This window comes from Streptomyces sp. NPDC012835 (assembly GCF_042900885.1).
Classification (GTDB): domain Bacteria; phylum Actinomycetota; class Actinomycetes; order Streptomycetales; family Streptomycetaceae; genus Streptomyces.
This window is the reverse complement of record NZ_JBIBBW010000003.1, coordinates 915,519-929,073: the sequence shown is the minus strand read 5'-3', so window position 1 is coordinate 929,073 and position 13,555 is coordinate 915,519. Positions and strand designations below refer to the sequence as shown.

Annotated in this window: 13 protein-coding genes and 1 tRNA gene; 8 read left to right on the top strand and 6 right to left on the bottom strand. The window is 69.5% G+C overall.

Annotated elements, in window-relative coordinates; genetic code table 11:
- Positions 1 to 348 precede the first annotated feature (348 nt).
- A tRNA-Gly gene (locus ACFY6S_RS17395) sits at positions 349 to 422 on the bottom strand.
- Positions 423 to 666: 244 nt separating this feature from the next.
- Here ACFY6S_RS17395 and ACFY6S_RS17390 point away from each other — a divergent pair.
- The 3 genes from ACFY6S_RS17390 (at position 667) to ACFY6S_RS17380 (ending at position 2,069) form a co-directional block, all read left to right on the top strand.
- Positions 667 to 915: a hypothetical protein gene (locus ACFY6S_RS17390; RefSeq protein ID WP_388818091.1), complete on the top strand. Its 249-nt coding sequence runs from the start codon at positions 667 to 669 to the stop codon at positions 913 to 915.
- Between the two features lie 73 nt (positions 916 to 988).
- Positions 989 to 1,564, top strand: coding sequence for a dCTP deaminase (gene dcd / locus ACFY6S_RS17385; RefSeq protein ID WP_388817344.1), 576 nt, complete (start codon positions 989 to 991; stop codon positions 1,562 to 1,564).
- A gap of 7 nt (positions 1,565 to 1,571) precedes the next feature.
- Positions 1,572 to 2,069 carry a phosphoribosyltransferase gene (locus ACFY6S_RS17380; RefSeq protein ID WP_388817341.1) on the top strand — a complete coding sequence of 166 codons (498 nt, stop codon included), beginning with the start codon at positions 1,572 to 1,574 and terminating at the stop codon, positions 2,067 to 2,069.
- Between the two features lie 198 nt (positions 2,070 to 2,267).
- Here the strand turns inward: ACFY6S_RS17380 and ACFY6S_RS17375 are convergent, their stop codons facing one another.
- The 3 genes from ACFY6S_RS17375 to ACFY6S_RS17365 form a co-directional block, all read right to left on the bottom strand.
- Positions 2,268 to 3,272: a Yip1 family protein gene (locus ACFY6S_RS17375; protein WP_388817338.1), complete on the bottom strand. Its 1,005-nt coding sequence runs from the start codon at positions 3,270 to 3,272 to the stop codon at positions 2,268 to 2,270.
- Between the two features lie 233 nt (positions 3,273 to 3,505).
- Complete coding sequence (locus ACFY6S_RS17370) at positions 3,506 to 5,779, bottom strand: (Fe-S)-binding protein (RefSeq protein WP_388817335.1); 2,274 nt, start codon at positions 5,777 to 5,779, stop codon at positions 3,506 to 3,508.
- A gap of 65 nt (positions 5,780 to 5,844) precedes the next feature.
- The gene (locus tag ACFY6S_RS17365; RefSeq protein WP_388817333.1) at positions 5,845 to 6,474 is read right to left on the bottom strand and encodes a sugar transferase; all 630 of its coding nucleotides are present in this window, start codon (positions 6,472 to 6,474) and stop codon (positions 5,845 to 5,847) included.
- A gap of 395 nt (positions 6,475 to 6,869) precedes the next feature.
- On the opposite strand from ACFY6S_RS17365, the gene dnaK reads away from it, so the two are divergent.
- The 4 genes from dnaK to ACFY6S_RS17345 are packed head-to-tail and all read left to right on the top strand — an operon-like array spanning position 6,870 to position 11,087.
- A complete protein-coding gene (gene dnaK, locus ACFY6S_RS17360; RefSeq protein ID WP_388817330.1) occupies positions 6,870 to 8,723 on the top strand; it encodes a molecular chaperone DnaK in 1,854 nt (617 codons plus the stop codon).
- Complete coding sequence (gene grpE, locus ACFY6S_RS17355) at positions 8,720 to 9,382, top strand: nucleotide exchange factor GrpE (protein ID WP_388817327.1); 663 nt, start codon at positions 8,720 to 8,722, stop codon at positions 9,380 to 9,382. Before dnaK ends, grpE begins: the two co-directional genes overlap by 4 nt.
- A gap of 42 nt (positions 9,383 to 9,424) precedes the next feature.
- Positions 9,425 to 10,618: a molecular chaperone DnaJ gene (dnaJ, locus tag ACFY6S_RS17350; RefSeq protein ID WP_388817325.1), complete on the top strand. Its 1,194-nt coding sequence runs from the start codon at positions 9,425 to 9,427 to the stop codon at positions 10,616 to 10,618.
- 4 nt (positions 10,619 to 10,622) lie between these two features.
- Positions 10,623 to 11,087 carry a heat shock protein transcriptional repressor HspR gene (locus ACFY6S_RS17345; protein WP_388817322.1) on the top strand — a complete coding sequence of 155 codons (465 nt, stop codon included), beginning with the start codon at positions 10,623 to 10,625 and terminating at the stop codon, positions 11,085 to 11,087.
- A 188-nt stretch (positions 11,088 to 11,275) separates the two neighbouring features.
- Here ACFY6S_RS17345 and ACFY6S_RS17340 read toward each other — a convergent pair whose 3' ends face one another.
- Positions 11,276 to 12,286, bottom strand: a complete 1,011-nt coding sequence (locus ACFY6S_RS17340) for a helix-turn-helix transcriptional regulator (protein WP_388817319.1) — start codon at positions 12,284 to 12,286, stop codon at positions 11,276 to 11,278.
- 299 nt (positions 12,287 to 12,585) lie between these two features.
- Here ACFY6S_RS17340 and ACFY6S_RS17335 point away from each other — a divergent pair, with 299 nt between their 5' ends.
- Positions 12,586 to 12,906, top strand: coding sequence for a (2Fe-2S)-binding protein (locus ACFY6S_RS17335; protein ID WP_388817316.1), 321 nt, complete (start codon positions 12,586 to 12,588; stop codon positions 12,904 to 12,906).
- 175 nt (positions 12,907 to 13,081) lie between these two features.
- Here ACFY6S_RS17335 and ACFY6S_RS17330 read toward each other — a convergent pair whose 3' ends face one another.
- A complete protein-coding gene (locus tag ACFY6S_RS17330; protein ID WP_388817313.1) occupies positions 13,082 to 13,486 on the bottom strand; it encodes a pyridoxamine 5'-phosphate oxidase family protein in 405 nt (134 codons plus the stop codon).
- Positions 13,487 to 13,555 lie beyond the last annotated feature (69 nt).

The window sequence follows — 13,555 nt, the reverse complement described above, 5'->3', positions numbered from 1 at the left end:
CGCGTGAGACAAGCGGCCCGCGTAGCAGGTCCTCCGCAATTCGCCAGTTTGGCTGCTGGACCGGGCCCCCACCTGGTCTATCAACAACACAGCTGCGGCCTGGCTCAGATTGGCGCTGAGAGCCTTGCCCCACCACCGAGGCTTGAGCGACTCCGCATCTGGACGGTCTGGCAGCAGCTCCTGGCCTCCCTGCCCCTACCCGGGTGCTGCCCGAGGTTGTGCAAGGTGGTGCGCCGCGTGCCCTCTGGGCTGGGTATTTCCGCGAGATAGGGTACGTGGAGGGCACGTCACCCGCTAAGAGGTCTAGACGACAGTGAAGGCCCCGGTCAGTGACCAGGGCCTTCGTCGTGGAGCGGGTGACGAGAATCGAACTCGCGCTCTGAGCTTGGGAAGCTCATGTTCTACCATTAAACTACACCCGCGCCGCCGGGCCACATCGTGGCTCCGCGTCGTCGGACACTCTACCTCATCATGGGCCCCGGGCTATTTGTGCCCCGGGGTCCGTTTGGTTTGTGCGGGCGCCCGTGGGGTGGGGGTGGCGTGGGGGATGGGGGGTCCGGGGGCGGGAGTTGGGGCGTAGGGTCGCCGTGCGGAGTGCCGGTGGTCGGTGGTGGGACGGCATCCCCTAGTGTGGCCTTTGTCCGCGTTTGTTGGGGAAAGGACCTGATGGACTTGATGGAGCGCACCGTCGTCCGCTGTGCCGAAGGGCACGTGTTCAGCACCGCCACATTTCCTATGCAGCAGCTCGATGCCGGGCGGATCGGGCCCGGGCGGCTCATCCGGTGTCCGCGCTGTGCGCGGTTGCGGCATGCCGTGATCGTGCAGCCGGTGGAGCCTGTGCCGTCGGTGCAGTCTGTGGAGAACGAGGCGGGGGCGGCCGCCTCGGCGGCGGTGGCCGGGGCCGAGTCGGGCTGATCGGAGACGTCCGCGGGGGCGCGCGGGGCTGCCCGATTGGGGTGGGCTCGCGCGCTCTGCGTATCCTCGGGGCGTGCTTCTCTCAGACAAAGACATCCGGGCCGAGCTCGATTCCGGACGCGTACGCCTCGATCCGTACGACGAATCGATGGTGCAGCCCTCCAGTATCGATGTGCGGCTCGACCGGTATTTCCGGGTGTTCGAGAACCACCGCTATCCGCATATCGACCCCGCCGTCGAGCAGGTCGATCTGACCCGCACGGTCGAGCCGGAGGGCGACGACCCGTTCATTCTTCATCCTGGCGAGTTCGTGCTCGCCTCGACGTACGAGGTCATCTCGCTCCCCGATGACATCGCCTCCCGCCTGGAGGGGAAGTCCAGCCTCGGCCGGCTCGGGCTCGTGACGCATTCGACCGCCGGGTTCATCGACCCCGGGTTCTCCGGGCACGTCACGCTCGAACTGTCGAATATGGCGACGCTGCCCATAAAGCTCTGGCCGGGGATGAAGATCGGGCAGCTGTGTCTGTTCCGGCTCAGCTCGGCGGCGGAGTTCCCGTACGGATCCGAGCGGTACGGTTCGCGCTATCAGGGGCAGCGGGGGCCGACGGCGTCCCGTTCTTATCTCAATTTCCACCGGACGCAGGTGTGACGCAGCGATGACCGAGACCCGCGAGAACCTGACGTACGAGAAGTTCGGACGCGCCGTCCGGGATCTCGCACAGATAGTCGCCGACGACGGTTACGAGCCCGATGTCGTGCTGAGCATCGCGCGCGGGGGCGTCTTCGTCGCCGGCGGGCTCGCCTATGCGCTGGACTGCAAAAATATCCACCTGGTCAACGTCGAGTTCTACACCGGGGTGGGCACCACGCTGGCCATGCCCGTCATGCTCGCGCCCGTCCCCAACGCCATCGACTTCTCCAACAAGAAGGTCCTGATCGCGGACGACGTCGCCGACACCGGCAAGACGCTCAAGCTCGTGCACGACTTCTGCGTCGACCATGTCGCCGAGGTCCGCAGCGCCGTCATCTACGAGAAGACGCAGTCGCTCGTGAAGTGCGAGTACGTCTGGAAGCGCACCGACGACTGGATCAACTTCCCCTGGAGCGTCGAGCCCCCCGTGGTGCGCCGCGGCGGGCAGGTTCTCGACGCCTGACGGTCGGGCACTGACGGTCGGGCACTGACGGTCGCGCAGTGACGGTCGTGTGCAGACGGTCGCGCAGTGACGGGCGTGTGCTGACGGTCGCCCGCTCGTCGGTCGCGCACCTGCCCGTCACGGGCCCGGAGCGGCGAAAGGCCCGTGGTTCCGTCCTTCCGGACGGGACCGCGGGGCCTCCCGTTTCTTTCCGCTCCGTCAGATCGTGCCCAGCTTCAGCAGCGACAGCAGCGCGATCAGCTGAATCGCCGACGCGCCCAGCGCCTTCGGCCACAGCAGGTCGTGCGACTTGCTCACCATCACCGTGAAGAGCGCGCCCGCGCCGATCCAGGTGATCCAGCCCAGCGTCTGGACGAGGGAGTTGTCGCCGCCCAGGAAGAGGGCGAAGAGCAGCCGCGGCGCGTCCGTGATCGACATGATCAGCATGGAGAGGCCGACCGTGGGCTGCCAGGCTCCGTTGCCGCCCAGCTGGCGGGCGAGCGTGTGGGTCACCGCGCCGAGCATCAGGCTGCCGATGACGAAGGCCACCGCCGTCGTCAGGACGTACGGGACGGCCATGGAGAGCTTGGCGTTGATCACCTCTTCGCGGGCCGTGTCGAGCCCGAAGAGCGCCAGCAGGCCGTAGATGAACGTCACGATCAGCGCCGGGCCCCAGACGGGGTAGTCCCGCATCTGGTAGAACGTCGCGGCCGGGCGCGTCACCAGCCCGCTCAGCAGGTCCTTCCAGTGCAGCCGGGGGCCCGAGGGGCCCATCGGCGCGGCCGGCGCCGCGGGAGCGCCCGCCTGGTAGGCCGTGCCGTCGCCGTACGGGTCGTCGTCGATGCTGAACGCCTGCGTGTGGCCGGGGTTGTTGGCGTACGGGTCGCCCTGCGGCGCGCCGCGGCCGGGCTGGCCGCCGGGGCCGCCGTACCCGCCCTGAGCACCTGGGCCGCCCTGACCGCCGTACCCGCCCGGCTGTTGCTGCCGCCGGCCGTACGTGTCGCCGCCGAAGTACTCCGGTTCACCGTGCCCGCCGTCCACGGGTGGCCAGTGCTGCTGCCCGTACGGGGGGCCGCCCTGTGGGCCGCCTCCGTAGCTCGGGGGCGGCGCCTGCCGTCCGTACGGCTGCTGCTGCCGCGGCTGTTGCCGCTGCTGCTGTTGCCGTTGCGGTTGTTGTTGCGGGGTGCGGTTGTCCCGGCCGCGTCCGATCCTGAATCCAGCCACGCAATCGAACGTACCCGCTCGCGAGGGGCTCAGTGGCTGCGCGGGGGAGCGGGCGGGCCATTGCTGCCGAGCTGTGACATCCCCTAGGGGACCCGACGCCCGCACAGAACACGGAGCACAGAGCACAACAGAAGACAGAACGCAGAAGACAGAACACAGAAGCGGTCGGATCCGTCCCTCCGGATCCGACCGCTCCCGCGCGGGCCCGGCCCGCTGCCGCGCCGGGCCCCTCGCTACTTCGCCGGTTCGGGCTCCTGCTCCTGCTCCGGCTCGCTCTCCGCCGACGGTGTGCGCACCGACTCCAGCAGCAGCTGCGCCACGTCCACCACCTGGAGCGACTCCTTCGCCTGCCCCTCGCCCTTCTTCCCGTTGACGGAGTCCGTGAGCATCACCAGGCAGAACGGGCACGCCGTCGACACGATGTCCGGATTCAGGGAGAGCGCCTCGTCCACGCGCTCGTTGTTGACGCGCTTGCCGATCCGCTCCTCCATCCACATCCGGGCCCCGCCCGCGCCGCAGCAGAAGCCGCGCTCCTTGTGGCGGTGCATCTCCTCGTTCCGCAGCCCCGGCACCTTCGCGATGATCTCGCGCGGCGGCGTGTAGACCTTGTTGTGCCGGCCCAGGTAGCACGGGTCGTGGTACGTGATCAGGCCCTCGACCGGGGTGACGGGGACGAGCCTGCCCTCGTCCACCAGGTGCTGGAGCAGCTGCGTGTGGTGGATCACCTCGTACTCGCCGCCGAGCTGCGGGTACTCGTTCGCGATCGTGTTGAAGCAGTGCGGGCAGGTCGCGACGATCTTCTTGGAGCCCTTCGGCTTCCTCGTCGACGCGTCCGGGTTGCCCTCCTCGTCGAGGGACTCGCCGTACGCCATGTTCAGCATCGCGACGTTCTCCTGGCCGAGCTGCTGGAACAGCGGCTCGTTGCCCAGGCGGCGGGCCGAGTCACCCGTGCACTTCTCGTCGCCGCCCATGATCGCGAACTTCACGCCCGCGATGTGCAGCAGCTCGGCGAACGCCTTCGTGGTCTTCTTCGCCCGGTCCTCCAGCGCGCCCGCGCAGCCGACCCAGTACAGGTAGTCGACCTCGGTCAGGTCCTCGATGTCCTTGCCGACGACCGGGACCTCGAAGTCGACCTCCTTGGTCCACTCGACGCGCTGCTTCTTGGCCAGCCCCCAGGGGTTGCCCTTCTTCTCCAGGTTCTTGAGCATCGTGCCCGCCTCGGACGGGAACGCCGACTCGATCATCACCTGGTAGCGGCGCATGTCGACGATGTGGTCGATGTGCTCGATGTCGACCGGGCACTGCTCCACGCACGCCCCGCAGGTGGTGCAGGACCACAGCACGTCCGGGTCGATGACGCCGTTCTCCTCCAGCGTCCCGATCAGCGGGCGCTCGGCCTCCGCGAGGGCCGCGGCCGGCACGTCCTTCAGCGCCTCGGCCGACGCCTTCTCCTCGCCCTCCATGGTCTTGCCGCCACCGGCGAGCAGATAGGGCGCCTTGGCGTGCGCGTGGTCGCGCAGGGACATGATCAGCAGCTTGGGCGAGAGCGGCTTGCCGGTGTTCCAGGCGGGGCACTGCGACTGGCAGCGGCCGCACTCCGTGCAGGTGGAGAAGTCCAGCAGGCCCTTCCAGCTGAACTGCTCGACCTGGCTGACACCGAACTCCGCGTCCTCGGCCGGGTCCTCCCAGTCGATCGCCTCGCCGCCGCTGGTCATCGGCAGGAGCGCGCCGAGGGCCGTCCCGCCGTCCGCCTCGCGCTTGAACCAGATGTTGGGGAAGGCGAGGAAGCGGTGCCAGGCGACGCCCATGTCCGTCTTGAGCGCGACGGTGATCATCCACACCAGCGAGACGCCGATCTTGATCATGGCGACCAGATAGACGAGGTTCTGGAGGGTGCCGAGGCTCAGCCCCTTGAAGGCCAGGACCAGGGGGTACGAGACGACATAGGCGGCCTGGTACGAGTCCGCGTGGTGCAGCGCGCCCTCCAGTCCGCGCAGGACGAGGATCGCGATCCCGATGGTCAGGATGACGGCCTCGACGAAGTACGCCTGGCCGAAGTTGGAGCCCGCGAAGCGGGACTTGCGGCCGGCCCGGCTGGGCAGCGACAGCTGGCGGATGACGATCAGCGTCAGGATGCCGAGCGTGGTCAGCAGACCGATCAGCTCGACGAAGACCTCGTACGGGGTCCAGTCACCGATCACCGGGAGCAGCCAGTCGGCCTTGAAGAGTTGGCCGAAGGCGTTCACCAGGGTCAGGACGAGCGAGAAGAACCCGACCGCCACGAACCAGTGCGCGACGCCGACCACGCCCCAGGCGTTCATCCGGGTGTGGCCGAGGAACTCCTTGGCCACGGTCGCGGTGCGCCGTGCGGGTTCGTCGGTACGTGTCCCGGCGGGCACGGGCCGGCCCAGCCGTACGAAGCGGTAGATCTGCGCGACGGCTCGGGCGAACAGCGCGACACCGACGACGGCGAGTACCAGCGACACGATGATCGCGGCGAGTTGCATGTGGGGCTCCTCGGGCCTGCGAGGGTGGGAAATCCGCACTCAGACTGATCGTACTAAGCGGTAACTTAATCAGCTCGTGCTGAGGGTACCCACTTATTCCGCCGCAATGTAGCGGGGCGGCCGGTGATCTGTGTCGCTGAGGGCACCCTGACCGGGCGCACCGGGCGGCGGCGGGCGGGCGCGGCGCGGGGTGCGGGCGCCGCGAGCAGGACGGCGGCGGGGGTGCGGACGAGGATCGCCAGGTCGAGGCCGATCCAGTGGTGTTCCACGTAGTGCTGGTCGAGCAGCGGGGTCTCGTCCCACGGCAGCGCCGACCCGCGCCGCAGCTGCGCCAGGCCGGTCAGTCCCGGCCGTACGAGCTGACGCCAGGGCGCGGCGGCGGCCGGGGTGCCGAACTCCAGGGGCGCCGGGCCGACCAGCGACAGGTGGCCGCGTACGACATGGGGCAGCCGGGAGAGCAGATCGAGCCGCAGCCGCCGGGTGCGCAGGGAACTCAGCAGGAACGGGTGTCCGTTGAGCCCGGTGCGGTAGTCGCGCACCCGGACGCCGCCCGGCGGGCGGGTGAGTGCCAGGGTGAGGGCGGCCGCGGCGAGGGCGGGGGCCGCCAGCAGGAGCAGGGCCGAGCCGAGGGCGAGGTCCAGCAGGCGCTTGGGTTCCAGATGCCGGGCGAGACGGCGACCGTGGCGCCGGGCCATGCGCAGGGCGGCGTTCGGGGCGGTGCTCCGGGTGGCGTGCCGCGTGGCGTTCCGTGTGGCGTCCCGGATGGCTTTCCGCGGGGGGATCAGGGCGAGAGGCCGGTCGGCGCGAGGGGCCGCGGGGTACGGGCCGGGAGGGCGGCCGGGGTGCGGTGGGTTCCTGGGTGCGGGTCGCTGCATGGTCACATCCGACCGTTCTCTGAGCGATTTGTGGCTTTTGCTCGGAAACGATCGCATGCTGGAACGGTGTGAACGCGGCAGGCGCCCCGGAAGAACGGCCGACTGTGACGAGGGGCGCACCTTAGTTGAGTCTTATCGACTCAGGTCCTTTGACTCCACGGGATCTGTGATGCATCCTTGAGTCTGTTCCACTCAAGTCAGCTGGAGGAATTGAAATGGCACGTGCGGTCGGCATCGACCTGGGCACGACTAACTCCGTCGTCAGCGTTCTCGAAGGCGGCGAGCCCACCGTCATCACCAACGCAGAGGGCGCCAGGACCACGCCGTCCGTCGTCGCCTTCGCCAAGAACGGCGAGGTGCTCGTCGGCGAGGTCGCCAAGCGCCAGGCGGTTACGAACGTCGACAGGACCATCCGGTCGGTCAAGCGCCACATGGGCACCGACTGGAAGATCAACCTCGACGGCAAGGACTTCAACCCGCAGCAGATGTCGGCCTTCGTGCTGCAGAAGCTGAAGCGGGACGCCGAGGCGTACCTGGGCGAGAAGGTCACCGACGCGGTGATCACCGTCCCGGCGTACTTCAACGACTCGGAGCGCCAGGCCACCAAGGAGGCCGGCGAGATCGCGGGCCTGAACGTCCTGCGCATCGTCAACGAGCCGACGGCCGCCGCCCTGGCGTACGGCCTCGACAAGGACGACCAGACGATTCTCGTCTTCGACCTCGGCGGCGGCACCTTCGACGTGTCGCTGCTGGAGATCGGTGACGGCGTCGTCGAGGTGAAGGCCACCAACGGTGACAACCACCTCGGTGGTGACGACTGGGACCAGCGTCTCGTCGACTACCTGGTGAAGCAGTTCGCCAACGGTCACGGCGTGGACCTGGCCAAGGACAAGATGGCTCTCCAGCGTCTCCGCGAGGCCGCGGAGAAGGCGAAGATCGAGCTGTCGTCGTCCACCGAGACCACGATCAACCTGCCCTACATCACGGCGTCCGCCGAGGGCCCGCTGCACCTGGACGAGAAGGTCACCCGCTCGCAGTTCCAGCAGCTGACCTCGGACCTCCTGGACCGCTGCAAGACCCCGTTCCACAACGTCATCAAGGACGCCGGCATCCAGCTGTCCGAGATCGACCACGTGGTGCTCGTCGGTGGTTCGACGCGTATGCCCGCCGTGGCGGAGCTGGTCAAGGAGCTGACCGGCGGCCGTGACGCCAACAAGGGCGTCAACCCGGACGAGGTCGTCGCCATCGGCGCCGTCCTCCAGGCCGGTGTCCTGAAGGGCGAGGTCAAGGACGTCCTGCTCCTCGACGTCACCCCGCTGTCCCTCGGCATCGAGACCAAGGGCGGCATCATGACCAAGCTGATCGAGCGCAACACCACGATCCCGACGAAGCGCTCCGAGATCTTCACGACGGCCGAGGACAACCAGCCGTCGGTGCAGATCCAGGTCTACCAGGGCGAGCGCGAGATCGCGGCGTACAACAAGAAGCTCGGTATGTTCGAGCTGACCGGTCTGCCGCCCGCGCCGCGCGGTGTGCCGCAGATCGAGGTCGCCTTCGACATCGACGCCAACGGCATCATGCACGTGGCCGCGAAGGACCTCGGCACCGGCAAGGAGCAGAAGATGACCGTCACCGGTGGCTCCTCGCTGCCGAAGGACGAGGTCAACCGGATGCGCGAAGAGGCCGAGCAGTACGCGGACGAGGACCACCGCCGCCGCGAGGCCGCCGAGACCCGCAACCAGGCCGAACAGCTCGTGTACCAGACCGAGAAGTTCCTCAAGGACAACGAGGACAAGGTCCCCGGCGACGTCAAGACCGAGGTCGAGACGGCGATCGGCGAGCTGAAGGAGAAGCTCAAGGGCGAGGACACCGCCGAGATCCGTACCTCCACGGAGAAGGTCGCGGCCGTCTCCCAGAAGCTCGGACAGGCGATGTACGCGGACGCCCAGGCGGCCGGTCCCGAGGGCGCGGCCGGCGCAGGTCAGGCGCAGGGCGCCCAGGCCGACGACGACGTCGTGGACGCCGAGATCGTCGACGACGAGAAGCCCAAGAAGGACGGTGCGGCGTGACGGAGGAGACCCCGGGCTTTGAAGAGAAGCCCGACGTCCCTTCCGGCGCCCACCCCGAAGACGCCACGCCGAAGGCCGCCGAGCCCGACTCCGCCAAGGAGTCCGGGTCGGCGGCCCCGGCCGGGGACGTACAGGACGTAGCCCTGACCGCGCAGCTGGACCAGGTCCGTACCGCGCTCAACGAGCGCACGGCGGACCTCCAGCGGCTCCAGGCCGAGTACCAGAACTACCGCCGCAGGGTGGAGCGGGACCGCGTCACGGTCAAGGAGATCGCCGTCGCGAGCCTGCTGACCGAGCTGCTGCCCGTGCTCGACGACATCGGCCGGGCGCGCGACCACGAGGAACTGGTCGGCGGCTTCAAGTCGGTCGCCGAGTCGCTGGAAGCGGTCACGGTCAAGCTGGGACTCCAGCAGTTCGGCGAGGAGGGCGAGCCCTTCGACCCGACGATCCACGAGGCCCTGATGCACTCGTACGCGCCGGACGTCACGGAAACGACGTGCGTCGCGATCCTCCAGCCGGGGTACCGGTTCGGCGAGCGGACGATCAGGCCCGCCCGGGTCGCGGTCGCCGAGCCCCAGCCCGGGGCTCAGACCAAGACCGGGGACGAGCAGGCGGGGTCGGCCAAGGACGAGGAGAGCGGTGGCCCCGAGGAGGGCTGACGCGGTGTCAGGCAGTGAAGGCGGAGAGGAGGGACGTCGGGAATGAGCACCAAGGACTTCGTGGAGAAGGACTACTACAAGGTTCTCGGCGTCCCCAAGGACGCCACCGAGGCCGAGATCAAGAAGGCGTACCGGAAGCTCGCCCGCGAGTACCACCCGGACGCCAACAAGGGCGACGCCAAGGCTGAGGAGCGCTTCAAGGAGATCTCCGAGGCGAACGACGTCCTCGGCGACCCCAAGCGGCGCAAGGAGTACGACGAGGCGCGCTCGCTCTTCGGCAACGGCGGCTTCCGCCCGGGGCCGGGAGCGGGCGGCAACGGCAGCTTCAACTTCGACCTGGGCGACCTCTTCGGCGGCGCCCAGGGCGGCGGCGCGCAGGGCGGCCCCGGTGCCGGCGGTTTCGGTGGCGGGCTCGGGGACGTCTTCGGCGGGCTGTTCAACCGGGGCGGCGGTCCCGGCACGCGCGCGCAGCCGCGCCGCGGCCAGGACATCGAGTCCGAGGTCACGCTCAGCTTCAGCGAGGCGGTCGACGGGGCCACGGTCCCGCTGCGGATGTCCAGCCAGGCGCCCTGCAAGGCGTGTTCGGGCACGGGCGACAAGAACGGCACCCCGAGGGTCTGCCCGACCTGCGTGGGCACCGGACAGGTCTCGCGCGGCTCCGGCGGCGGCTTCTCGCTGACCGACCCCTGTGTGGACTGCAAGGGCCGCGGGCTGATCGCCCAGGACCCGTGCGAGGTCTGCAAGGGCAGCGGCCGGGCCAGGTCCTCGCGGACCATGCAGGTCAGGATCCCGGCGGGCGTCAGCGACGGCCAGCGGATCCGGCTGCGCGGCAAGGGCGCGCCGGGCGAGCGCGGCGGCCCTGGCGGCGACCTGTATGTCGTCGTCCACGTCGACGCCCACCCGGTCTTCGGCCGCAGGGACGACAACCTCACCGTCACCGTGCCCGTCACCTTCACGGAGGCGGCGCTCGGCGGCGAGGTGAAGGTGCCGACGCTGGGCGGTCCGCCGGTCACGCTGAAGCTGCCTCCCGGGACCCCCAACGGCCGTACGATGCGGGCCCGGGGAAAGGGCGCCGTACGCAAGGACGGCAGCAGGGGCGACCTGCTGGTCACCGTCGAGGTCGTCGTACCCAAGGACCTCGGCGCCGAGGCACGCGACGCCCTTGAGGCGTACCGGAAGGCGACCGCGGACGAGGATCCGCGGGCGGAGCTGTTCCAGGCGGCGAAGGGAGCATGACCCGATGGACAGGGACGGGCGGGCGCGGTCCGGATTCGGCCGGGCGTACCAGCTGACCGAGGAGACGCCGGTGTACGTCATCTCGGTGGCGGCCCAGCTCTCCGGGCTGCATCCGCAGACGCTCCGGCAGTACGACCGGCTCGGACTGGTCTCCCCGGACCGTACGGCGGGGCGTGGGCGGCGCTACTCGGCCCGCGACATCGAGCTGCTCCGGCAGGTGCAGCAGCTGTCGCAGGACGAGGGCATCAACCTCGCCGGCATCAAGCGCATCATCGAGCTGGAGAACCAGGTCGCCGCGCTCCAGGCCCGTATAGCCGAGCTGTCCTCGGCGGTCGACGGAGCGGCGGCGGCGATGCGCCAGCGCGAGGCGCAGGTGCACGCGTCGTACCGCAGGGACCTGGTGCCGTACCAGGACGTGCAGCAGACGAACGCCCTGGTGGTGTGGCGGCCCAAGCGGCCGACGGACTGAAGCGGGCGGGAGCGGGTCGGCAGCGGGGTCCGGGAGACCGGGCCCCGCTTTCGCGTGTCCCGGCCTCGGGACGCGCCCCGGCCCCGCTCGCACCGCCCCCGGCGCCCCGGCGCGCTCCACGGGCCGTGGTGCGCGTTGTGGTGGCGCGGCGTGGCCCGGCCCGGCCCCGGCGGCCGCGGTGTGTCCCCTCAGCCTTCCCGGTCCAGGATCTGCGAGTGGGCGATGAGATAGCCGAGCTGCGCGCGGCTGCCGCTGCCCAGGGTGGTGGCGAGCTTGGCGATGTGCGCGCGGCAGGTCCGTACGTTCATGCCCAGGCGGCGGGCGATGGCCTCGTCGACGTACCCCTCGACGAGGAGCTTCGCGATGGACCGCTGAACGCCGGTGATGCCGTCGGGAGTCGGCTCGTACTCGACCTGCTCGGTCAGGGGGGTGGCGCGGCGCCACAGCAGTTCGAAGACCTGGGCCAGATAGTCGACGAGCCCCGGGTGGCGCAGTTCGAGGGCGACCTGCCGGTCGGAACGGGCGGGGATGTACGCGACGGTGCGGTCGAAGATGATCAGACGCTCCGTCAGCTCCTCCAGTGTCCGGATCTCCACCTCGTCCTCGGCCAGCCGCTCCGCGTAGGCGAGCGTGCCCTGGCTGTGCCGGACGGTGTGCTGGTACAGGGTGCGGATGCTGACACCGCGGTCCACCACCGACCGGCCGCGCTCCAGGCCCTGGGCGAGTACGTGTTCACTGCGCCCGCCGCCCGGCTGGACGGTGAGGACCTCGGTCCTGCACTCCGCGGTGGACAGGTCGAGCGCGGCGTTGATCCGGCTGTCGCCCTCCAGGACGGTGATCGCGTGGGTGATGGGCGGGTCCTGGGCGCTGATGGCCATGAACGGCTCGAAAGCATCGGTCAGCTCGATGGCGAAGTGCCGGCGCTCCTGGATCTCCCGCTCGATCGGGTTGAGACGCTGCGCCAGGGCGGCCGACGGGGGGACCGGGCGGAGCCAGTCCGAGTCGTCCGGGTCGGGGTGCAGCAGGGGGAATTCCATCAGGCAGGGAGCCTGGGCAGCCTCGCTGCGGGCGATACGCCCCGAGCGCAGCGCGCTGGCGTAGAGCCGTCTCCCGTCATCGCACAATTGGGTGACGGGGTGGGAATGTGTCTGTTTTGCGTTATTTATTATCAAAGCTCCACCCCCCAGGGTCTTGAACATGCAGGAACATGATGCCTCGTCCCGGTGGTGTTGACGTGTCCGGATGGGACATCGTCTTCATGGCGGGGGAGAGGAATCCATCAAGTGAGGACGAAGCCGACTATGTATAAGAGAATGCTTCGCGCGGTGGTTGCCACTGCTTTCTCTGCGGCTCTGGCCTTCGGTGCGCTGGCTGCAGGCGGGGACATCGCCTGGGACGCGCCTGCCGGAACCACCACTCAGGCCGCAGAAGCGGGAGACATCGCGTGGAACGCTGTCCCGGGCGATATCGCCTGGACGGCACCGGCCGACACCAGCGCATGACCGTCCCGCCGGACGATCGGGTCTTCCGGCGAGAGATGGCTACGGCTTACCGGTCGGGGTGGCACTTCATCGATCTGGTCACGGCCATTCCTCACCGGGGCGACTCGCTGATGGTCACTCTCTTCGGAGAGCCGATCGTCGTCGTGCGCGAAGAGGACGAGGACGTCCGTGCCTACCGATGCCTTCGGCGGCCACGAGGGGCTCCGCGGCCCGTCAGATGCGCCATCCGATACGGCATGATCTTCGTCAACCTCGACCGGCGTGACCATCAGCTGGTCGGACCACAAACCAATATCGCCACCCCCCGCAGCGCCTGAACGATTCCCCCGTCGTTGTAAATCGTTCGGGCGCTTCCCCCACACAACGGCGCCATCGTGGACCTGAAACACGATGGCGCCGTTGTGCTGCCCGGGTACGGTGCGCGGCGGCCGTGAGCCGCCCGCCGTACCCGGGCCCCCGCGTGTGCGTCGCCCGGGCCCGGGCCCCGGCCCCTCAGCAGCGGCCCATCGCCCGCTCCAGCGCGATCTCGATCACGACGCGTTCCGGGTTGGGCCTCGGGGCGTGCCCGTACCGCTCCGCGTAACGGCTCTCCGCGTCCGCGACGGCCTCGGGCTCGGTGCGGACCGTGGCGCGGCCCTCCAGCGTCGACCAGCGGCCCTTCGCGAACTGGCAGACGGCGACCCTGGCGCCCTCCGGGCCCGCCGCGAGCACATGGGCGACCTTGCGGCTGCCGCCGCTGCTGATGACGCGCGCCACCCCGGCCGGCGGATCGTAGGTCACCCCCACCGGGACCACGTGCGGGCTGCCGTCCGGGCGCTGGGTCGTCAGGGTGCAGATGTGGCGTTCCCGCCAGAACGCGAGAAGATCGGCGCTGGGGTTCCGTACGTCTTGGGCCATGGAAGGAAGCCTATGGTCGGCGGTTTTTCGACCGGGGTCGCGGGTCGCTTCCGCGCGGCCGGGATCGTG

Coding starts and splice junctions, on each gene's coding strand:
- dnaJ (WP_388817325.1), top strand. CDS start 9,425: ATGAGCACCAAGGACTTCGTGGAGAAGGACTACTACAAGGTTCTCGGC.
- ACFY6S_RS17365 (WP_388817333.1), bottom strand. CDS start 6,474: ATGGCCCGGCGCCACGGTCGCCGTCTCGCCCGGCATCTGGAACCCAAG.
- ACFY6S_RS17330 (WP_388817313.1), bottom strand. CDS start 13,486: ATGGCCCAAGACGTACGGAACCCCAGCGCCGATCTTCTCGCGTTCTGG.
- ACFY6S_RS17345 (WP_388817322.1), top strand. CDS start 10,623: ATGGACAGGGACGGGCGGGCGCGGTCCGGATTCGGCCGGGCGTACCAG.
- ACFY6S_RS17370 (WP_388817335.1), bottom strand. CDS start 5,779: ATGCAACTCGCCGCGATCATCGTGTCGCTGGTACTCGCCGTCGTCGGT.
- ACFY6S_RS17340 (WP_388817319.1), bottom strand. CDS start 12,286: ATGTTCAAGACCCTGGGGGGTGGAGCTTTGATAATAAATAACGCAAAA.
- ACFY6S_RS17335 (WP_388817316.1), top strand. CDS start 12,586: ATGACCGTCCCGCCGGACGATCGGGTCTTCCGGCGAGAGATGGCTACG.
- ACFY6S_RS17380 (WP_388817341.1), top strand. CDS start 1,572: ATGACCGAGACCCGCGAGAACCTGACGTACGAGAAGTTCGGACGCGCC.
- ACFY6S_RS17390 (WP_388818091.1), top strand. CDS start 667: ATGGACTTGATGGAGCGCACCGTCGTCCGCTGTGCCGAAGGGCACGTG.
- dnaK (WP_388817330.1), top strand. CDS start 6,870: ATGGCACGTGCGGTCGGCATCGACCTGGGCACGACTAACTCCGTCGTC.